This window comes from Nocardioides sp. InS609-2, assembly GCF_023208195.1.
In the GTDB taxonomy this organism is placed as follows: domain Bacteria; phylum Actinomycetota; class Actinomycetes; order Propionibacteriales; family Nocardioidaceae; genus Nocardioides.
In genome coordinates, this window is record NZ_CP060034.1 from 1722599 (window position 1) to 1743654 (window position 21056).

At 69.7% G+C, this 21056-nt stretch carries 17 protein-coding genes; 8 read left to right on the forward strand and 9 right to left on the reverse strand.

All coding sequences use genetic code 11. The annotated features are described in order from the left end of the window. Positions 1-3: 3 nt before the first annotated feature. A complete protein-coding gene (locus tag H4Q84_RS09070) occupies positions 4-195 on the reverse strand; it encodes a hypothetical protein (protein WP_248583064.1) in 192 nt (63 codons plus the stop codon). A 125-nt stretch (positions 196-320) separates the two neighbouring features. Between H4Q84_RS09070 and H4Q84_RS09075 the strand changes: the two genes are divergently transcribed. The 6 genes from H4Q84_RS09075 to H4Q84_RS09100 all read left to right on the forward strand — a co-directional run bounded on the left by H4Q84_RS09075 (position 321) and on the right by H4Q84_RS09100 (position 9207). After that, positions 321-2054 (forward strand): ABC transporter ATP-binding protein, encoded by a 1734-nt coding sequence (locus tag H4Q84_RS09075; RefSeq protein WP_248583065.1) that lies wholly within the window; start codon positions 321-323, stop codon positions 2052-2054. After that, a complete protein-coding gene (locus tag H4Q84_RS09080; RefSeq protein WP_248583066.1) occupies positions 2051-3796 on the forward strand; it encodes an ABC transporter ATP-binding protein in 1746 nt (581 codons plus the stop codon). Before H4Q84_RS09075 ends, H4Q84_RS09080 begins: the two co-directional genes overlap by 4 nt. Positions 3797-3865: 69 nt before the next feature. Then, positions 3866-4900 (forward strand): LLM class F420-dependent oxidoreductase, encoded by a 1035-nt coding sequence (locus H4Q84_RS09085; RefSeq protein WP_248583067.1) that lies wholly within the window; start codon positions 3866-3868, stop codon positions 4898-4900. Continuing rightward, positions 4897-6039: an acyl-CoA dehydrogenase family protein gene (locus H4Q84_RS09090; protein ID WP_248583068.1), complete on the forward strand. Its 1143-nt coding sequence runs from the start codon at positions 4897-4899 to the stop codon at positions 6037-6039. Before H4Q84_RS09085 ends, H4Q84_RS09090 begins: the two co-directional genes overlap by 4 nt. A gap of 29 nt (positions 6040-6068) precedes the next feature. Beyond that, entirely contained in the window at positions 6069-6998 is a 930-nt protein-coding gene (locus H4Q84_RS09095; RefSeq protein WP_248583069.1) for a glycerophosphodiester phosphodiesterase family protein, read from the forward strand. Positions 6999-7062: 64 nt separating this feature from the next. Further along, positions 7063-9207 carry an MMPL family transporter gene (locus tag H4Q84_RS09100; RefSeq protein WP_248583070.1) on the forward strand — a complete coding sequence of 715 codons (2145 nt, stop codon included), beginning with the start codon at positions 7063-7065 and terminating at the stop codon, positions 9205-9207. Between the two features lie 8 nt (positions 9208-9215). Here H4Q84_RS09100 and H4Q84_RS09105 read toward each other — a convergent pair whose 3' ends face one another. The 4 genes from H4Q84_RS09105 to H4Q84_RS09120 all read right to left on the reverse strand — a co-directional run bounded on the left by H4Q84_RS09105 (position 9216) and on the right by H4Q84_RS09120 (position 12642). Further along, complete coding sequence (locus tag H4Q84_RS09105; protein WP_248583071.1) at positions 9216-9410, reverse strand: hypothetical protein; 195 nt, start codon at positions 9408-9410, stop codon at positions 9216-9218. 63 nt (positions 9411-9473) lie between these two features. Beyond that, positions 9474-10739: a sugar ABC transporter permease gene (locus H4Q84_RS09110; RefSeq protein ID WP_248583072.1), complete on the reverse strand. Its 1266-nt coding sequence runs from the start codon at positions 10737-10739 to the stop codon at positions 9474-9476. Next, positions 10736-11557 carry an ATP-binding cassette domain-containing protein gene (locus tag H4Q84_RS09115; protein WP_248583073.1) on the reverse strand — a complete coding sequence of 274 codons (822 nt, stop codon included), beginning with the start codon at positions 11555-11557 and terminating at the stop codon, positions 10736-10738. Before H4Q84_RS09115 ends, H4Q84_RS09110 begins: the two co-directional genes overlap by 4 nt. Next, positions 11557-12642: a substrate-binding domain-containing protein gene (locus H4Q84_RS09120; RefSeq protein WP_248583074.1), complete on the reverse strand. Its 1086-nt coding sequence runs from the start codon at positions 12640-12642 to the stop codon at positions 11557-11559. The genes H4Q84_RS09115 and H4Q84_RS09120 overlap by 1 nt, the downstream gene beginning before the upstream one ends. A gap of 178 nt (positions 12643-12820) precedes the next feature. Between H4Q84_RS09120 and H4Q84_RS09125 the strand changes: the two genes are divergently transcribed. Further along, positions 12821-14005 (forward strand): ROK family transcriptional regulator, encoded by a 1185-nt coding sequence (locus H4Q84_RS09125; protein ID WP_248583075.1) that lies wholly within the window; start codon positions 12821-12823, stop codon positions 14003-14005. A 75-nt stretch (positions 14006-14080) separates the two neighbouring features. Here the strand turns inward: H4Q84_RS09125 and H4Q84_RS09130 are convergent, their stop codons facing one another. The 4 genes from H4Q84_RS09130 to H4Q84_RS09145 all read right to left on the reverse strand — a co-directional run bounded on the left by H4Q84_RS09130 (position 14081) and on the right by H4Q84_RS09145 (position 19580). Beyond that, positions 14081-14467 (reverse strand): VOC family protein, encoded by a 387-nt coding sequence (locus tag H4Q84_RS09130; RefSeq protein ID WP_248583076.1) that lies wholly within the window; start codon positions 14465-14467, stop codon positions 14081-14083. Further along, entirely contained in the window at positions 14464-16056 is a 1593-nt protein-coding gene (guaA, locus tag H4Q84_RS09135; RefSeq protein WP_248583077.1) for a glutamine-hydrolyzing GMP synthase, read from the reverse strand. Before guaA ends, H4Q84_RS09130 begins: the two co-directional genes overlap by 4 nt. 204 nt (positions 16057-16260) lie before the next feature. Continuing rightward, positions 16261-17964 (reverse strand): GMC family oxidoreductase, encoded by a 1704-nt coding sequence (locus H4Q84_RS09140; RefSeq protein WP_248583078.1) that lies wholly within the window; start codon positions 17962-17964, stop codon positions 16261-16263. After that, the gene (locus H4Q84_RS09145) at positions 17961-19580 is read right to left on the reverse strand and encodes a succinic semialdehyde dehydrogenase (protein WP_248583079.1); all 1620 of its coding nucleotides are present in this window, start codon (positions 19578-19580) and stop codon (positions 17961-17963) included. Before H4Q84_RS09145 ends, H4Q84_RS09140 begins: the two co-directional genes overlap by 4 nt. Positions 19581-19821: 241 nt before the next feature. Here H4Q84_RS09145 and lhgO point away from each other — a divergent pair, with 241 nt between their 5' ends. Beyond that, positions 19822-21048: an L-2-hydroxyglutarate oxidase gene (gene lhgO, locus H4Q84_RS09150; RefSeq protein ID WP_248583080.1), complete on the forward strand. Its 1227-nt coding sequence runs from the start codon at positions 19822-19824 to the stop codon at positions 21046-21048. Positions 21049-21056 lie beyond the last annotated feature (8 nt).

A 21056-nucleotide genomic window follows, 5' to 3' on the forward strand; every position in this document is an offset into this window, starting at 1 on the left:
CGGTCAGGCCACGCGGAGCCGGCGCTCGGCCCGGAGGTACCAGACGGTCCACGCCACCGGGAAGCACACACCGGCGAGCAGGGCCGGAAGGACAGCGATCCCGCGTCGGTACGCCGCCACGCCGGTGAGGAACGCGCACGTGAACCACACACTGCCCAGCAGGTACGAGAGGGCGATCACGGCCACGACGTCCACGCCGCCATCCTGCCTGGTTCGCCGGGCGAATGCGACGGTTCCCGCGCCGTCCGGGCCGGCGATCTGAGACATCGGCCACCGTAAAACCGGTGGCAGCCCACCCCGGCACTACGTAACGTTCGGGGGTGCGCCAACTCCCACTCGCCGACCCCGGCGTCGCCGACCATCGGACCCCGAACAAGTTCCTCTGGTGGATGGCGAAGGGTCAGTGGCAGACCCTGCTCGGCGGCATGGCCTTCGGCATCGTGTGGATGGGCGCGCAAGCTGTCATGCCGGCAGCGCTCGGCCGCGCGATCGACGAGGGAGTCGCCGCCAAGGACTCCGGCGCCCTGGTGAAGTGGGCGCTGATCATGTTCGCGATCGGCCTCGTGCAGGCGGTCAGCGGCATCATGCGGCACCGCTTCGCCGTCACCAACTGGATGATCGCGGCCTACCGCACCGTGCAGCTCGTCGGCCGCCACGCCGTTCACCTCGGTGGCACCCTGCCGCGCAAGGTCTCGACGGGTGAGGTCGTCGCGATCGGCACCTCCGACCTCTCGCACCTGGGTCAGGTCATGGACGTCACGGCCCGTTTCGCCGGCGCCATCGTGTCGTTCCTGCTGGTCTCGGTCATCCTGCTGAGCACGTCGGTCACGCTGGGCCTCGTCGTACTCGTCGGGGTGCCGCTGCTGATGCTGGCGGTCGGCCCACTGCTCAGTCCGTTGCAGGCGCGCAGCGCCCACCAGCGCCAGCTGATGGGCGAGCTCTCGAACACTGCGAGCGACATCGTCAGCGGCCTTCGGGTGCTGCGCGGCATCGGCGGCGAGCAGGTCTTCCTCGGTCGCTACCGCCGCCAGTCGCAGACGACCCGCAAGGCCGGGGTCGAGGTCGCACGCGTGCAGTCGGTTCTCGACGGGCTCCAGGTGTTCCTCCCGGGCGTCTTCGTGGTGCTCGTCGTCTGGCTCGGCGCGCGCTATGCCGTCCAGGGCACGATCTCGCCCGGCGAGCTGGTCGCGTTCTACGGTTACGCCGCGTTCCTGATGATCCCGCTGCGCACCGTCACCGAGTACGCCAACAAGTTCATCCGCGCCCGCGTCTCCGCGCGCCGTGTCTGCCATGTGCTCGCGCTGACGTCCGACTTCACCGACCCCGATGTCCTGGCCACCTCACCGCCCACCGACTCCGACCTGTACGACGCCCGCACCGGCCTGCTGGTGCGCGCCGGCCGGATCACCGCGATCGTCTCGGAGCAGCCCGACGCGGCCGCCGTACTCGCCGACCGGCTGGGCATGACACACGCAGACGTCGACGACGACGTCACCCTCGGCGACGTGCCGCTCACCCACCTGGCCCGCCAGGAGGTACGCCGCCGGATCGTGGTGTCCGACACCGGCACCGCGCTCTTCTCCGGGCGGCTCGGTGACCGCCTCGACGTCACCGGCACCGGTGGCGAGGAGCGGGTACGCCGTGCACTTGCGACCGCCAGCGGCGACGACATCGTGGACGCGCTGCCCGACGGTCTCGACACCGTCGTCACCGAGCGCGGCCGGTCGTTCTCGGGCGGCCAGCAGCAGCGCCTGGTGCTGGCCCGCGTGCTCACCAGCGACCCGGAGGTGCTCGTGCTCGTCGAGCCCACGTCGGCCGTCGACGCGCACACCGAGGCACGCATCGCATCCCGGCTGCGCGACTTCCGCGCCGGCCGCACCACCGTGGTCACCACCAGCAGTCCGCTGCTGCTCGACGCCGTGGACGAGGTCGCTTTCCTCGACGACGGCCAGATCACCGCCGTCGGCACGCACGCCGACCTGCTGCGAGACCACCCCGACTACCGCGCCACCGTGACCCGCGTCGCCGGCAACGCCGAGGAGGTGGCCCGGTGAGCACCAAGCTCCCCGTCGCCGACGGCCCCGCGGTCCGCCGCTACGCGGTCGACATCGCCCGCCGGCACCCGAAGATGCTGTGGGGCGCCCTTTCGCTGCACGTCTTCGCGGCGCTCGCTGCGCTGGCGGCACCGCGGCTCATCGGCGACCTCGTCCAGGCCGTCGACGAGGGCACGACGCTCGGTCACGTCAACCGGGTCATCGTCCTGCTGGCGGGGTTCCTGGTGCTCCAGACGGTCATCACGCGCTACGCCCGGCTGATCAGCCAGGTGTTGGGTGAGAGCGTGCTGGCCGAGCTGCGCGAGGACTTCGTCGACAACGCTCTCCAGCTGCCGGTCGGGGTCGTCGAGTCGGCCGGCTCCGGTGACCTGCTGACCCGCACCAGCCGCGACGTCGACCAGCTCGGCTGGTCGGTGCGCTGGGCGCTGCCCGAGTGGACGATCGCGGTCGTCACCGCGGCGCTCACCTTTGCCGCCGCTCTGAGTGTCGGCTGGTGGGTTGTGCTGCCCTGCGTGGTCGGCGTGCCCCCGCTCGTCATCGGCCTGCGGTGGTACCTCGCCCGCGCCAAGGACGGCTATCTCCGTGAGAGCGCGTCGTACTCCGAGATCAACGCGACGCTCACCGAGACCGTCGAGGGCGCCCGCACCGTCGAGGCGCTCGGGCTCGAGGACGAGCGGGTGCGGCAGATCGACGCCGACTGCAGGGCGTCGTACGGCGCGGAGCGCTACACGCTGTTCCTGCGCACGGTCTTCTTCCCCAACATGGATATCTCCTACCTGCTCCCGACCGTCGCGACACTGCTGTTCGGCGGCTGGCTCTACACGAAGGGCTCGGTGTCCCTGGGCGAGGTCACCACGGCCACGCTCTACGTGCAGATGCTCATCGACCCCGTCGACCGGATCGTGTCGATCCTCGACGAGCTGCAGATGGGCGCCGCGTCGCTCGCGCGGCTGCTCGGTGTCGCGCAGGTGCCCGATGACCGCGTGGCCACCGGCGCGCAGCCCGCCGACGAGAAGCTCGACGCCAGTGACGTGCGGTTCTCGTACGTCGCCGGGCGCGACGTGCTGCACGGCGTCTCGCTCGACGTCGGCGTCGGTGAGCGCATCGCCATGGTCGGCCCGTCCGGCGCCGGCAAGTCGACGCTGGGCCGGTTGCTCGCGGGCATCCATCCGCCGCGCACCGGCTCGGTCACCGTCGGAGGTGTCGGCCTGGTCGAGCTGCCGCTCGGCGACCTGCGCGGTCACGTCGCGCTGGTCACCCAGGAGCACCACGTGTTCGTCGGCTCGCTGCGCGAGAACCTCGCCCTCGCGGCACCTCCGGGTGCGAGCGACGACCAGATCCGGGCGGCCCTCGACGCCGTCGACGCGCTCGAATGGGTCGAGGCCCTGCCCGATGGACTCGACACCATCGTGGGCTCCGGCGGACGGCCCGTGAGTGCGGCGCAGGCGCAGCAGATCGCACTGGCCCGCCTGGTGCTGGCCGACCCGCACACGCTGGTGCTCGACGAGGCCACCTCCCTCATCGACCCGAGGTCCGCGCGGCACCTCGAGCGCTCCCTGGCCGCCGTACTCCACGGCCGAACCGTCATCGCCATCGCCCACCGGCTCTTCTCCGCCCACGACGCCGACCGCGTGGCGGTGGTCGAGGACGGCGTGATCGCGGAGTTCGGCTCGCACGACGAGCTGGTCGCCGCCGGTGGCTCGTACGCCGCGCTCTGGGACTCGTGGAACGGCGGCCACTGACTCCTTCGGGCCGACCGTGCCCTGAGGATCCCTTGCGATTGTGACAGTAAAGATGTCACGATCCGGAGCATGAAGCTCTCCATGCCCCTGATGTACTCCGGCAACCCCCGCGAAGCGGCCGATCAGGTGGCGGCGCTGGAGCAGGCCGGCCTCGACACCGTGTGGGTGGCGGAGGCCTACGGCTTCGACTCGCCGACCCTGATGGGCTACCTCGCCGCCCGCACCGAGACGGTCGAGATCGGCGCGGCGATCCTCAACGTCTTCTCCCGCACGCCCAGCGCGATCCTGCAGACCGCGGCCGGCCTCGACAACGTGTCCGGCAGCCGCGCGATCCTCGGTCTCGGCGCGTCCGGGCCGCAGGTGATCGAGGGATTCCACGGCATCCCCTATGACAAGCCGCTCGGGCGCACCCGCGAGATCGTCGACCTCGTCCGCCGCGGCCTGCGCCGAGAGACGCTCGTGCACGACGGCATCTTCAAGCTTCCGCTGCCCGAGGGCCAGGGCACCGGCCTCGGCAAGCCGCTCAAGCTGCTCACCCGTCCCGAGCGCCCAAGTGTGCCCATCTACATCGCCGCCCTCGGCCCCAAGAGCGTCGAGGGTGCCGCCGAGTACGCCGACGGCTGGCTGCCGTTCCTGTTCCTCCCCGAGAAGGCAGGCGACGTGTGGGGCGACGCGCTCGCCAAGGGCACCGCCAAGCGGGACGAGGGCCTGGCGCCGCTCGAGATCGCGGCCGGGGGCATGGTCGCGATCGGCGAAGGCCCCGAGACGAAGGCACTCCTCGACTTCGCCCGACCGATGTACGCGCTGTACGTCGGCGGTATGGGCGCGCGCGGCAAGAACTTCTACAACGACCTCGCCTGCCAGTACGGCTACGAGAAGGAGGCCAAGGAGATCCAGGACCTCTACCTCGGCGGCAACAAGCGCGATGCGGAGGCCGTGGTGCCGTTGGAGTGGCTCGAGGCGGGCAACCTCGTCGGCCCCGCGTCGTACGTCAAGGAGCGCATCGCCGCCTTCAAGGAAGCCGGCGTCACCAACCTGCAAGTGAGCCCGGCGTCCGACGACCCGGCCGCGACCGTCGCCCAGATCAAGGAGTGGATCGCATGACCCGCGCTGTCTTCGACGCCGAGCACGAGTCGTTCCGCGACACGGTCGGCACGTTCCTAGACAAGGAGATCGTGCCCCACCACGAGCAGTGGGAGGCCGACGGCGTCGTCTCCCGCGAGGCCTGGACCAAGGCTGGCGCACGGGGCCTGCTGGGGCTCCAGCTCGACGAGAAGTACGGCGGCGGCGGCACGCCCGACTTCCGCTACAACGCGGTGATCGGCGAGGAGATGACCCGACGCGGTGTGTACGGCGCGGCGTACCCGCTCCTCAACGACATGATCGTGCCCTACTTCGTCGCGAGCGCGAACGACGAGCAGAAGGAGCGGTGGTACCCCGGACTCTGCTCCGGCGAGCTGATCGCGGCCATCGCCATGAGTGAGCCGGGCGCCGGCTCCGACCTGCAGGGCATCCGTACGTCGGCGGTCGACGCCGGTGACCACTACGTTCTGAACGGCTCGAAGACCTTCATCTCCAACGGCATCCTCGCCGACCTCGTCATCGTGGTCGCCCGCACCGATCCCGAGGCCGGCTATCAGGGCATCTCGCTGCTCGTCGTCGAGCGCGGCATGGAAGGCTTCGAGCGCGGCCGCAACCTCGACAAGATCGGCCAGCACGCCCAGGACACCGCCGAGCTCTTCTTCGACAACGTGCGCGTGCCGAAGGAGAACCTGCTGGGCAAGGAGGGCGAGGGCTTCGTCTACCTGATGACCAACCTGTCGCAGGAACGCCTCTCCATCGCCGTCTCCGCAGCCGCCGCGTGCGAGTTCGTCTTCGACGAGTCTCTGACCTACGCCAAGCAGCGCAACGCGTTCGGCAAGCCGATCGGGTCGTTCCAGCACAACCGTTTCGTGCTGGCGGAGATGGCCACCGAGGCCCACATCGCCCGCGTCTTCGTCGACGACTGCCTCGCCCTGCACGCCAAGGGCGAGCTCGACGCCAAGACCGCGTCGATGGCGAAGTGGTGGACCACCGAGCTGCAGAAGAAGCTCGTCGACCAGGGCGTGCAGCTGCACGGCGGCTACGGCTACATGATGGAGTACCCCATCGCCCGCGCCTACGTGAACAGCCGCGTCCAGACGATCTACGGAGGCACGACCGAGATCCAGAAGGAGATCATCGGTCGAAGCCTCGGTATCTGAACTGGCCCGCCTTCGCTAGCGTGCACGCCGTGACCACCCGGCTGATCGAGCACTTCGACGTCCAGGCGCACCGCGGGGGCAGCGGGCTGACGTCCGAGAACACCCTCGCGGCGTTCGGCGCCGCACTCGCTCTCGGCGTCTCCACACTCGAGTGCGACGTACACGTGAGCAGTGACGACGTGCTCGTCGTCTCGCACGATCGCGAGATCGTGTCCGGCCCGCACACCGGGCAGCTCATCCACCAGCTCACCCACGACGAGCTGCACACGGTCGACGTGGCGGGCCTGCGCGCCAGCGACTTCCCCGACCGGCCGGTGGCCACGGGGCTGCTTATGCCGACGTTCGCCGACGTGCTCGCGCTGCTCGACGAGCGCGCCGCGGTGGAGGTCGGGCTCAACGTCGAGATCAAGTACGACGCGTCCGCGCCCGAAGCCGGGGCTCCCCGCGACGTCTTCGTGGAGCTGCTCGTCGGCGCCCTGCGCGAGGCCGGGCTGATGGAGCGTGCGTCGATCCAGAGCTTCGACTGGGGCGCGCTGAAGACTGTGCGTCAGGCCGACCCGGAGATGCGGCTCAACCTGCTGTTCAACCCGAAGTACCTCAAGGGCGTCGGGACCGAGCCGTCGCCCTGGCTGGACGACGTGCGGCTGGCCGACTTCGGCGACGACCCGCTCACGACCGCGGCGGAGCTGGGGTTCAACGCCGTCTCCCCCATCCACGGCAGCCCCTACGCCTCCGGCATCGGCGACCCCGCCTACCGTCCGCTGGTCACCCGCGAGCTCGTCGACCACGCGCACGATCTCGGGCTCAGGGTCGTGCCGTACGTCGTCGACGACGCCGCCACGATGGGCCACTTCGTCGACCTCGGGGTGGACGGCCTGATCACGGACTACCCCGACCGGCTGCGCGACGTACTCGCGGAGCGGGGTGAGGCGCTGCCCACCGCCTATCCGCCTGGGTGACAGCTGCGCGATACACGGGAAATCCCTGATGCGCGATGTCGGTGGTCTCTGGTGGACTACCTCCATGCATCGTCAAATTGCCGGCCGACTCACCGGCCCCGTCACCAAGTGGATCGTCGTCGTCTTCTGGATAGTCACCGTGGTTGCCTCCTCGGTCTTCGCTGCCAAGCTCGCCGGCGAGCAGAACAACGAGGCCTCCTCCTGGCTGCCCTCGAGCGCCGAGTCGACCCGCGCCCTCGAGAAGCTGTCCGCGTTCCAGGACCAGAACGCCATCCCCACCCTCGTCGTCTACGACAAGTCCTCTGGCCTCACCGATGCGGATCTCGCCGCCATCGAGGAGCAGGCGACCGAGTTCGCCGGCCTGAAGGGCGTCGAGAAGCCCGTCGAGGGGCGGATGCCGCCCGTGCTCAGCCCGCAGTCGGCCGAGCAGTTCGGCATGGCCGGCGTGTCCGCCGACGGTCAGCTGGCCCAGACCCAGGTCGTCTTCAACTTCGGCGCCAACGGTTGGAAATCCTTGCCCGACGCCGCTGACGACCTGCGCGGCATCGCCGACATCGAGGGTGCCGACGTCTACATCGCGGGCATGGGCGGGCAGGCGGCCGACTCCGCCGAGGCCTTCGGCGGGATCGACACGACACTGCTTTTCTCGACCCTCGGCGTCGTGATCATGATCCTGCTGTTCACCTACCGCAGCCCGATCCTGTGGGTGCTCCCGATCTTCTGTGCAGGCGTGGCGCTCTTCGCCTCCCAGGCGTTGATCTACTTCCTCGCCAAGTACGCCGACCTGACGGTCAACGGGCAGAGCTACGCCATCTTGACGATCCTGGTCATCGGCGCCGGCACCGACTACGCCCTGTTGCTGGTGGCGCGCTACCGCGAGGAGCTGCGCCGTCACGAGGACCGGCACGAGGCGATGGCCTTCGCGCTGCATCGCGCGGCGCCGGCGATCTTCGCCAGCGCCGCCACCGTGGTCCTCGGGATGCTGTGCCTGCTGCTGGCCGAGATGAACTCGACGGCTGGCCTCGGCCCGGTCGCCGCGATCGGCATCGCCGTCACGTTCCTGGTGATGGTGACCCTGCTGCCGGCCCTCCTGGTGGTCTGCGGCCGCTGGGTCTTCTGGCCCAAGCGCCCCGCCTTCGGCTCCCCCGAGCCGACCCAGTCGGGCTTCTGGGCGAAGGTCGGCCGCCGGATCGCGGTCCGGCCCCGTGCCGTCTGGGTCGTCACCACCGCCCTGCTGGCCATTGCCTGCCTCGGCCTGTTCCGGCTCGACGCGGGTGGCCTGTCGACCGAGGATTCCTACACCAAGGAGTTCCAGTCGATCACCGGTCAGAAGGCTCTGGTCGAGCATGGTCTCGTCGACACGTCCAACACCGTCCAGGTCGTCGCCAACGCCGACCAGGCCGACGCCGTACGCGACTCGATGTCGGGCATCGACGGGCTCGAGGAGCCCAGCGAGCCGGTCATCGCAGGTGATATCGCCTTCGTCCAGGCGGTGATCGACGCCGACGTGTCCTCACCCAAGGCGTTCGACGTGGTCAACGCCGTGCGGACCGCCGCGCACGCGGTCGACGGGGCCGACGCGCTGGTCGGCGGCGGTTCGGCGTTCTACCTCGACACCAAGGAGGCGGCGAGCAGGGACAACATCGTGATCATCCCGGCCATCCTGATCCTGGTGTTCCTGATCCTGGTGATGCTGCTGCGGGCGCTGCTGGCGCCGCTGATCCTGACGGCCACGGTGGTGCTCTCGTTCGGGGCAGCCATGGGCATCTCGGCGGTGCTCTTCGAGTACGTCCTGGGCTTCGCCGGGTCCGACCCCTCGTTCCCCCTGTTCGCCTTCGTCTTCCTGGTCGCGCTGGGCATCGACTACAACATCTTCCTGATGACCCGGGTGCGCGAGGAGACGCAGGCTCGTGGCACCCGCACGGGCGCGCTGGTGGCGCTGACGTCGACAGGTGGCGTGATCACGTCGGCCGGCCTGGTCCTCGCGGGCACGTTCCTCGTGCTCGGCACCATCCCGGTGGTGTTTCTCGCCGAGCTCGGCCTGGCGGTCGCTCTCGGCGTCATCTTGGACACCATGATCGTGCGATCGGTGCTGGTCACCGCGCTCAACCTCGACCTGGGCCCGAAGATCTGGTGGCCGAGCAAGCTCGACCAGGACGACAAGCCGGCGGCGGTCGACGACCCGGAGGCGCTCGAGATCGTGCACTGAGCGGGCGGCTACTGCTGCTCGCGCACTCCGGCCCTGCTCTGCTCACGACGGTTCGACCGTACGACGAGGAACGCGCTCACCCCGACGACGAGCAGCAGCATCAGCACCGCGACGATGAAGACGATCTCCATCGGGTGCGGGAGGAGCGGGTTCAGCCGACCCTCCTCGTCCGCGAGCAGGCCGGCGGCGGTCAACGTGGGCATACGGACAAGCGTAATCCGCAGAACCCCGGCTCGCCCGGGGTTCTGCGGATCGCGGGGTCGGCGCTATCCGCGGCCGCTCGAGGAGCGGGCCCGTCGTGAGACCGAGTCGATGGCGACAGCGAGGAGCAGCACTCCTCCGGTCACCATGAAACGCACCGATGAGTCGACCCCGACCAGGTTGAGGCCGGACTGGATCGCCTGCAGCACGATGATGCCGAGCATCGCGGAGTACGCCGACCCGCGGCCGCCGAAGAGCGACGTACCGCCGATCACCGCGGCCGCGATGGCCTGCAGGTTGGTGTCGTTGGTGCCGCTGGCCTGCGAGACCGAGGTCTGGAGACCCGCGGCAAGCAGACCACCCAGGGCAGCGAGCGTCGAGCACAGGGCGAACACCGAGAAGTAGATCCGGTCGACCTTGATGCCCGAGCGTCGTGCCGCTTCCTCGTTGCCACCCACTGCATACACGTGCCGTCCCCATCGGCTGCGCCGCAGCACGAGGTCCATGATCACCACGAGCACCGCGAAGAAGACCCAGAGATAGGTCCAGCCACGGTCGATGTTGACGTAGTAGGTCAAGAACCCGAGCCCGACGACGAACGCCCCCGCCTTGATGCCGACCGTCGTCAACGACGACGCGCTGAGCCCGGCGGAGGTGCGTTGCCGGATCACCAGGAGCTGCGAGAGCACGTAGACCGCGGCGATGGCAACCACCAGGACGTACGACATCGTGTGGCCGACGAACTCGAACCGGGTGAACTGGACCAGGAACGAGTCGGACGGCAGGTTGCGCGTGCCGTTGTCGCCGAGCACGTAGAGCAGCGCGCCCTGGAACCCGAGCAGGCCGGCGAGCGAGAAGACGAACGATGGCACGCCGAGCTTGACGTACAGCACGGCGTACAACGCACCGATCGCGACGCCGACCAGGATGCCAGCGATGAGCGCGACGATCATCGACTGCCCCTTGTCGATGAGGGTGACGGCCATGACGGCCGACGCGAACCCGCTCACCGATCCGACCGACAGGTCGATCTCGCCCAGCAGCAGCACGAGCACGATCCCGAGCGCGATGATGCCGATCGGGGCAGCGAACTGCGTGATCGAAACGACGCTGCGCGACGAGAGGAACCGCGGCTCTGCGCTGTAGAACCCGATGCAGATGATCAGCAGGCCGACCACGACAGGCAGGCTGCCGAGCTCACCCGACCGCAGTCGGTTCCACATGAAGTGCCCGTAACCCGAGAGGCCCTGCGCGGTGACCAGCCGCTCGTCGGCCAGGTCGGCCGCGACGGTCGATGCGGCTGTCTCGGTGCTCGGATCCGCGCCACTCATGCCGGGTCCCCTTCGCTCGGTGCCTCACCCGCACGCCGGCTGGCGCGACTGGCGACGACGTTGTCGGAGGCGCCGGTGATGGCGGCCACCAGCTCTTCGGTGGTGGCGTCCTCGACCTGGAACTCCGCCGCGTTCTTGCCGAGACGGAGTACGACGATGCGGTCGGCCACGGCCTGCACGTCAGCCATGTTGTGGCTGATCAGGATGACGCCGAGGCCAGTCTCACGGAGCCGCTCGATGAGGTTGAGGACCTCCGCCGTCTGGGCCACGCCCAGGGCGGCGGTCGGCTCGTCGAGCATGACCACCTTCGGACTGCCGACCAGACTGCGCGCGATGGCGACGGTCTGCCGCTGGCCGCCCGACAGGGAGGCGATCGGGATCCGCACCGACGGGATCTTGGCCGAGAGGGTGCGCAGCAACCGCCACGCCTCCTTCTCCATGGCGACCTCGTCGAGCATCGGCCCGAGTGCCTTCTCCTGCCCGAGGAACAGGTTGGCGACCACGTCGAGGTTGTCGCACAGGGCGAGGTCCTGGAAGACCGTGGCGATGCCGAGGGCCTGTGCCTCGGACGGACCACTCACGGCGATCTTGCGGCCGGCGAAGGTGATCTCCCCCTCGTCGGGGGTGTAGACCCCCGAGATCACCTTGACCAGCGTGGACTTGCCGGCGCCGTTGTCGCCGACGAGGGCGACGACCTCACCGGCGCGCACCCGCAGGTGCACGTCGGAGAGGGCCTGCACCGCGCCGAACCGCTTGGTGACGCCGGTCAGGGACAGAACTGCGTCCCCGACCGGCGCCTGCGTCGCTGTTTCGGACATCAGGAGAGGCCAGCCGCCGTACACGCGTCGGCGTACTCGTCGGTGCAGATGTCCGCAGCGGAGTAGAACTCGTCGGCCACGACGGTGTCAGCGACGTTGTCGGAGGTCACCACGATCGGGTCGAAGATGAACGACGGGACGCCCTCGTAGTCGGTGGTGTCGCCGACGTCCTCACTGTTGGCGAGCGCGACCGCGACCTCGGCGGCCTTCTCGGCCTCGATCGGGATCGGCTTGTAGATAGTCATCGACTGCTCGCCGGCGATGATCCGCTGGATCGCGGCCAGCTCGGCGTCCTGACCTGTGATCGGGGGCAGCGCGTCGGCGGCGAACCCGCCACCGGTGAGCGCGGCAACCACGCCGCCGGCCTGGCCGTCGTTGGCGGCGTAGACCCCGTTGATCTGCTCGGGGTCGTACTTGCTGAGCATGTCAGTGACGAACTTCTGCGCGTTCTCGGGGCTCCAGTCGGGGTTGTCGTACTCCTCGAGGATCTCGACACCGCTGGCGTCGAGGACACTGTGCGCACCGGCCTTGAACTGCGCGGCGTTGGGGTCGTCGGGCGAGCCGTTGAGCATCAGGATGCCGCCCTTGTCACCCATCGCGTCGACGAGCGCCTGGGCCTGCATCTTGCCGACCGTCTCGTTGTCGAACGACATGTAGTAGTCGGCTTCCTTGATCAGCCGGTCGTAGGCGATCACCTCGGCGCCGGCGTCCTGCGCCGTCTGCACCATGCCGCCGGCGCCGGCACCGTTGACTGGGTCGAGCACGAGCACCGAAGCACCCTCGGAGATGGCTGTGTCGACCTGCTGGGACTGCTTGGCCTCGTCCTGGTCGGCGTTGTAGTACAAGACGTCGCCACAGTCGCTGCACAGTTCCTTGACCTTGGCCTCGAACAGTGGCCGGTCGAAGGCCTCGTAGCGGGTGGTCTTCGACTCAGGAAGAAGGAGCGCGATGGTCTTGTCGCCGCCGCTGGCGGAGTCGCCACCGTCGCCGGACTGGTCGTCGTTGGCCCCGCAGGCCGAAAGGCCGGCGGCGCCGATGAACAGGGCAGCGCCGAAGGCTGCGTAGCGGTGCAGGGTGGTGGACATAAGGTCCCTCCTCGGTGAGCTGGGCTGATCGTCAAATCAGCCCCTGGTCTGGGAAGAGTGTGCTGAGTCACAGCCCTAGTCGTCAAGAGGTGAACGCAAACTCTTTCATTCTGGGTATTCACGAACTCTTGCGCCTTTCTCTTGACGACTAGGTGCCACCTCGTCCACAGTGTCAGCCATGTCTCAACGGGAGAGCGCGCCGGGCTCCACAGCCTCGCTCCGCACCGCCAACCAGCAGCGTGTCCTCGACGTGCTGCGGCGCGGCGTACCCGTTCCCGACGACGGTGTCGCGCTCGCTCCGGTCACCCAGGCCGACCTGGCCAGGCTCACCGGACTGGCCCCCGCCACGGTCTCCAACATCGTCCGCGACCTGTCCGCGCACGGGCTCGTCGACACCGAGCCCGGCAGTGGCCGCAGGGGTACGACGGTCCAGCTGGCGCGCACCGCCGGGCTCGTGGCGGGCATCGACTTCGGTCACAGCCACATCGCGGTCGCCCTGGGCGACATGACCGGCGCGCTGATCGCCGACGAGCGTCGGCCCCTCGACGCCGGTCACGGGTACGCCGACGGGCTCGACCTGGCGTCGACACTGCTGGCCGAGCTGCTGGCGGCCGCCGGCGCCGCGCCAACCGGCCTGCGCAGCATCACGATGGGCATCCCCGCACCGATCACCGACGGCGTGGTCCGGTCGTCCTCGATCCTGCCCGGCTGGGTCGGCGTACACGCGCAGGATGCGGCGCAGGAGCGGCTCGGGATGCCGGTGCACGTCGAGAACGACGCCAACCTGGGTGCTCTCGCCGAGCACCGCGTCGGAGTCGCGCGCGGCCACACGTGCTCGGTGTTCCTCAAGATCTCGTCGGGCGTCGGCGCCGGCATCATCATCAACGATTCGGTCTACCACGGCAGCCTCGGCGCTGCCGGCGAGGTCGGGCACCTCACGCTCGACGAGCAGGGCCCGATGTGCAGGTGCGGCAGCCGCGGCTGTCTCGAGGCCTATGCATCGACCAGCGCGGTGATCGCGATGATGGCCGGGCAGCTGCCCGGTGCCACCCTCGACGACATCGTCGAGGCGGCCGAGGCCGGCAACGTCGCGGCGGTCCGCACCCTCGAGGACGCCGGGCTGCACCTGGGCTGGGGCCTCGCGAGCGTGGTCAACCTGCTCAACCCAGGCCTCGTCGTCGTCGGCGGCGACATGGCCCGGGCCGGCGAGTTCCTGCTGGAGCCGGCTCGCATCGGGCTCCGCCGTCACGCCCTCGACGCGGTGGCCGCCACCCCGGTGGTCGCCAGCCAGCTCGCCGAGCGAGCCTCGCTGACGGGCGCCGTACTCCTGGCAGCGGAGCGCACCGAGCTGCTCGCCAGCTGACCCATCGCCGGGATACTCCGGGGCAAAATGCACCCGTACCGGCGATCCGAGGCACATTTTGCCCCGGACTACCCCTCAGTCGGACGAGACGACGACCTCGACCTCGAACCCCTCGGAGCTCTCCAAGAACAGGGCCGTGTGCGCGTCTCCGCCGGCATGGGGGTAGCGGTCGGCGAAGAGCTCGTGCCAGCCGTGCGACGACGACTCCGCACGCATCCGGTCGAGCAGCGCTCGGTCCTCACACGTCAACGCGACGTGGTTGACACCGGGACGAAGCCGGTCGTGCGGCTCGTCGACCAGGTCGGCGGAGCGTTCCATGAACAGGTAGGTGCCGTCGGCATGCAGCCACGACGTCGTCGTACTGTCTGCCTCCCAGCCGAGCTCCCCCAGCAGCCAGCCCCACTCACCCTCGGCGGTGGCGGCATCACTGACCCAGAGGTCGAGGTGATGGACCGCCCTCATTCCCATTCGATGGTCCCGGGGGGCTTGGAGGTGATGTCGACGGCAACCCGGTTGACCTCGGCCACCTCGTTGGTGATGCGGGTCGAGATCCGCTCGAGCACGTCGTACGGCAGCCGCGCCCAGTCGGCGGTCATGGCGTCCTCGGAGGTCACCGGGCGCAGCACGATCGGGTGACCGTAGGTGCGGCCGTCGCCCTGGACGCCCACCGAGCGGACGTCGGCCAGCAGCACCACCGGGAACTGCCAGATGTCGCGGTCGAGGCCGGCGTGGGTGAGCTCCTCGCGGGCGATGGCGTCGGCCTCGCGCAGGATGTCGAGCCGCTCGCGGGTGACCTCGCCGATGATGCGGATCGCCAGCCCCGGTCCGGGGAACGGATGCCGCCAGACGATCTCGGAGGGGAGGCCGAGCTGCTCCCCGACCAGCCGGACCTCGTCCTTGAAGAGCGTGCGCAGCGGCTCGACGAGCTCGAACTCGAGGTCGTCGGGCAGGCCGCCGACGTTGTGGTGCGACTTGATGGTGGAGGTGCCGGTGCCGCCTCCCGACTCGACGACGTCGGGATAGAGCGTGCCCTGCACCAGGAACGCGACCTTATGACCCTGCCCGTCTGTGGAGCTGCCGAGGTCGGCCCCAGCGAGTACGTCGGCCTCTGCGGCCTCGAACGTGCGGATGAACTCGCGGCCGATGATCTTGCGCTTCTGCTCGGGATCACTTACCCCGGCCAGTGCTTCGAGGAACTGCTTCTCGGCGTCGACGACGTGCAGCTTCACACCGGTCGCAGCGACGAAGTCGCGCTCGACCTGCTCGGCCTCGCCCTTGCGCAGCAGGCCGTGGTCGACGAACACACAGTCGAGCCGGTCACCGATGGCACGTTGTACGACGGCCGCCGCGACCGCCGAGTCGACGCCGCCGGAGAGCCCGCAGATCGCCCGCCCATCAGTGCCCATCTGCGCGCGGATCCGCTCGATCTGCTCCTCGACGATGTTGACCATCGTCCAGGTCTGGCGGCAGCCGGCGATGGAGTGGAGGAAGTGCTCGAGCACCTTCTGGCCGTGCTCGGTGTGCAGCACCTCGGGGTGCCATTGCACCCCTGCGAGCCGGCGGCCGATGTCCTCGAAGGCCGCGACCGGCGTCGTGTCGGTCGACGCCAGCACGTCGAAGCCCTCCGGCGCAGCCTGCACGGAGTCGCCGTGCGACATCCACACGGTGTGGTGCTCGGGGATCTCGGCCAGCAGCGTGCCGGGCGCGGTGACGGTGACCGGGGTGCGGCCGTACTCGCGTGCGCCGGAGTGGGCGACGGTGCCGCCGAGGCCCTGCGCCATCAGCTGGAATCCGTAGCACATGCCGAACACCGGGACGCCCGCGGTGAAGATGCCGGTGTCGATCGCGGGCGCGCCGTCGGCGTACACGCTGGACGGGCCGCCGGACAGGATGATCGCCGCCGGCTTGCGCTCCAGCATCTCGGCGACGGGCATCGAGTGCGGCACTATCTCGGAGTAGACGCGCGCCTCGCGCACGCGGCGGGCGATCAGCTGGGCGTACTGCGCCCCGAAGTCGACCACCAGGACCAGATCGTGTTCAGGGTGCTCCATGACCGCAGCCTACCGAGAACGAGTGGCCCCCCGTCAGGGCCCGGCAGGGAGGGAGGCGCCGGGCCCTGACCGCCAGAGCGACTGCTGAGCAGTGCCTAGACGTGCGCCCGGTAGCTGGGAGGGAGCTCGCTCGCCGGGCGCTATAGGGTCCCAACGACCCCCTTCGGGCTGGGTTATGGGCCACCCGAGCCAGTTCGCTGCGATCTAGCTGACCGAGACGATCGGCAGCCGCAGTGCGCCCGGCGCCGACACGGGTACGGCGGGGTGTGCGGGCGCCACAGCCGTGATCGGCTCGTAGCGGTCACCCAGGGCGGGGCGCTGGTCGGGCTCGCCCTTGTTGGGCCACAACGCCATCGCCCGCTCGGCCTGGGCGGTGATCGTCAGCGACGGGTTGACCCCCAGGTTGGCGCTGATCGCCGAGCCGTCGGAGATGTGCAGCCCTGGGTGGCCGTAGACCCGCTGGTAGGCGTCGATCACGCCGGTCTCGACGGAGTCACCGATGGTGCAGCCGCCGATGAAGTGTGCGGTCAGCGGCCGGTTGAAGGGCTCGCCGATCGACCCGCCGGGCTTGCCACCGATGAGGTCGGCCATCTTGCGCACGACCTGGTTGGCAGCCGGGATCCACGTGGGGTTCGGGATGCCGTGGCCCTGCTTCGAGGTGAGGTAGCGGCGCTTCGTGCCCGGCACCTGCTTGGTGTAGGTCGTGATCGAGTTGTCGATGCTCTGCATGACCAGGGCGATCACGGTGCGCTCGGACCAGTGCTTGACGTCGTACAGGTCGCGGATGTTGCGGCGTTCCTTCCACATCTCCCGGACCCACGTCTGCCAGCGCGGCGCCGGCCCGTCGCCGTCGGTGAGGACGGTCTGCAGGAACGACATCAGGTTGCTGCCCTTGCCGTAGCGCACCGGCTCGACGTGGGTGTCCTCGTCGGGGTGGAAGGACGAGGTGATCGCAATGCCGCGCGAGTAGTCCACGCTGGTGTCGGGAGCGATCGCGCCCAGGATCGACTCGGAGTTGGTGCGCGACAGGTGACCCATGCGGTCGGAGAGGCCGGGCAGGTGGCCCTCGTCCTTCATCTTGTGCAACAGCTTCTGGGTGCCGAGCGCCGAGGCGGCGAAGACGACCTGCTCGGCCGTGAGAGTACGACGCGCGCGCCTGGCCTTCGTGAAGCGCACGTCGACGTCGTAGCCACCACTGGTGCGGGGCGCGACCCGGGTCACCGTCGTCAGCGGCATCACCACCGCGCCGAGGGACTCGGCCAGGTAGAGGTAGTTCTTGGCCAGCGTGTTCTTGGAGTTGTGGCGGCAGCCGGTCATGCACTCGCCGCACGCGCGGCACGGCACCCGGTCGGGGCCGGCACCCCCGAAGTACGGGTCGGCCACGGCCGAGTGGTGGGACTCCCCCGGGCCGCCGAAGAAGACGCCGACGGGTGTCGGGTGGAAGGTGTCGCCGACACCCATGTCCTGGGCGACCTTCTCCATCACGTCGTCAGCGGCGGTGCGGAGCGGGTTCTCGACGACGCCGAGCATCCGCTTGGCCTGGTCGTAGTAGGGCGCGAGCTCCGACTTCCAGTCGGTGATGTGCGCCCACGACGGGTCGCGGTAGAACGCGTCGAGCGGCTCGTAGAGCGTGTTGGCGTAGACCAGCGAGCCGCCACCGACGCCGGCCCCCGACAGGATCAGGCAGTCGTTGAGCGCGTCGATGCGCTGGATGCCGTAGCAACCGATCTCGGGCCGGAAGAGATAGCGCTTGACGTCCCACGACGTGTCGGGGAAGTCGGAGTCCTCGAACCTCGCGCCCGCCTCGATCACGCCGACGCGGTAGCCCTTCTCGGTCAGGCGCAGCGCGGTGACCGATCCGCCGAAGCCGGAGCCCACGACCAGGACGTCGTAGTCGTACTCCGTCATGCGCGACCCAGCTTCTTCATCAGCCGCAGGTTGGCGGTCATCATCTTGGCGTAGGCCTGGTCGGACATCCCGAGCATCGGCGCGAACCGCACCAGCCGCTGGGTGGCCACCGACTGGCTCTCGGTGTAGCGGTGGATGCCCTCGCTGCCCTGACGGCGGCCCATGCCGGACTCGCGCATGCCGCCCATCGGGGAGTCGACGGAGGCGAACGTCGCGCCGAAGGCCTCGTTGATGTTGACCGTGCCGCACTTGATCCGGCGCGCCATCGCTCGGCCGCGGGTGCCGTCTTGGGTGTAGATCGACGCATTGAGGCCGTACTCGCCTTCGTTGGCCCGCGCGACGGCGTCGGCCTCGTCGTGGAAGCGGTAGAGCGAGATGACGGGGCCGAATGTCTCGTGGCCGAAGCAGGTCATGTCGGGCGTGACGCCCTCGAGGATGGTCGGCTCGAAGAAGTACGGCCCCAGGTCGGGACGCGCCCTGCCGCCGGTGAGCACCCGGGCACCCTTGGCGACAGCGTCGTCGACGTGCGCCTGCACGGTCTCGAGCTGGTCGGCCGAGATGAGCGTGCCCATGTCGACGCCCCAGTCGAGGCTGGCACCCAGGCTCATCGCCTCGGTGCGCGCCACGAACCGCTCGACGAACCGGTCGTAGACCTGGTCGGCGACGAACATCCGCTCCATCGAGACGCAGAGCTGCCCGGCGTTGGAGAACGACGCGCGCACCGCACCCTCGGCCGCCTTCTCGAGGTCGGCGTCGCGCAGCACCAGGATCGGGTTCTTGCCACCCAGCTCGAGCGAGCAGCCGATCAGCCGCTCCGCGCACTGCGCCGCGATCAGCTTGCCGGTCGCGGTCGAGCCGGTGAAGCAGACGTAGTCGGACCGCTCGATCATCGGCCCGCCGAGCTCGCGGCCCGGGCCGGCGACGACCTGCCACAGGTCGGCCGGGAAGCCGGCCTCCTCCAGCAGCTGCGCGCCGAGCAGCGCCGACAGCATGGTCTGCGCGTCGGGCTTGGCCACGACGGCGTTGCCGGCCATCAGCGCGGGCAGGCCGTCGCACAGCGCCATCGTGAACGGGTAGTTCCACGGCGAGATGATGCCGACGACGCCCTTGGGCACCCGGTTGACCTCGACGCGCGTGAGGGCTGGGATGACGCCCAGCTTGCGCTGGGTGTCGAGGTGCTGGTGGGCGGTGCGGGCGTAGTAGCGCGCGGTCAGCGCGATGTGCAGCGGCTCGTCGAAGGCGTGCTTGCGGGCCTTGCCCGACTCCAGCACGATCAGGTCGAGGATCTCCTCCTGGCGGTCGAGCACCAGGTCGTGCAGCCGCAGCATGCAGGCCGCCCGATCGTCGAGCGACGTCCGTGCCCAGGCAGCCTGCGCCACCCGGGCCTTCTCGTACGCCGTGGCGACGTCGGCCGTGCTCGACTGCGGGATGTGCGCGAGCGGCTGGTCGGCCAGCGGCGAGCGCACCGCCGAGGTCTGTCCGGTGCTGCTGACGACGCGACGGGTGAGGTTGTCGACGTACGCCGGCTCGAGGGCGTACGACGCGCGCGGGTCGTGCTCGGGGTCGGCCGGGCCGTCGCCGACGTGCAGGCCGGGGTGCGGGTTCGAAGCGCTCATGTTCGCGAGCGTAGGTGGTCCGCGTCGCGCTATCTACCCCCCGGTAACAGAATGTGCCCCTTTACACGCCGGCAGCATGTGTCAAGCGCGCGGGACGGCGGGTCAGACGATGTCCAGAGCCTGTAGGCGGGGGTTCAGGGCGATCGGCGTGGTCATGCGGTTCATGCAACCAGCGCCTCCGAGACCGGCCGCCGGGCAGATACGGTGCTGGTATGGGAACTCACCCTCCGCTCGCCGACCGATGAGCGCCCAGTCCTACGCCGTCATGGGCGGCGGGATCATCGGGCTGGCCGTCGCGGCGCGACTCCAGGAGGTGGACCCGGACGCGTCGGTGACCGTGTGGGAGAAGGAAGACACGCTCGCCAGTCACCAGACCGGTCGCAACTCCGGGGTGGCCCACGCCGGCCTCTACTACGAGCCCGGGTCGCTCAAGGCCCGCCTGTGCCGACGCGGCGTCGGGATGCTGCGCGAGTTCTGCCAGGAGCACGACATTGCCTACGACGAGATCGGCAAGGTGCTGGTCGCGCTCGACGAGCAGGACCGGTCCCGTCTCGGCGCGATCGAGGAGCGCGCGCTGGCCAACGGCGTACCCGGCGTCCGTCGGATCGACCGCGCGGAGCTGCTCGAGATCGAGCCCCACGTCGCCGGGGTGGCCGGCCTGCACTCCCCCACGACCGCCATCGTCGACTTCCCCGGTGTCACCCGTGAGCTGGCCAGGCAGGTCGAGCTGCGTGGCGGCGAGGTGCACTGCGGCATCACGGCAACCGACATAGACCTCGACTCCACCGGCGGAGTGGTGCTGCATGGCACCGACCGCGACGGCACCAGTCGTGACGGGCGCTTCGACAAGGTCGTGCTCTGCGTCGGGCTGTTCAGCGACCGGCTGGCCGAGCGCGCCGGGGACGAGGCAGACCCGCGGATCGTGCCCTTCCGGGGCGAGTACCTCCTGCTCCGGCCCGAGAAGCGCTCGCTCGTCAACGGGTTGGTCTACCCGGTGCCCGACCCCCGCTACCCGTTCCTCGGCGTGCACCTGACGCCCCGGGTGGACGGTGAGGTGATGGTCGGCCCGAACGCCGTGCTCGCGCTCGCCCGCGAGGGCTACCGCTGGGGAGACGTCTCGATGCGCGACCTGCGCGAGATCGCCGGATCGCCCGGGTTCCGGCGATTCGCACGCAAGCACTGGCGCACCGGGGTGGCGGAGATGGCGGGCTCGCTGAGCCGCCGCCGCTTCGTGGCTGCAGCCCGCCGCTACGTGCCCGAGCTCCGGGTCGACGACGTGGTCCCGGGACCGAGCGGGATCCGGGCCCAGGCCATGGACTCGTCGGGCAACCTCGTGGACGACTTCCGGATCAGCGTGCGCGGGCCGGTCGTGGCGCTGCGCAACGCGCCTTCACCTGCCGCCACGTCCAGCCTCGCCATCGCCGAGCACCTCGTCGACGTGGCGCTGGGGCGCACCAGCGACGCCTGACCTGCCGA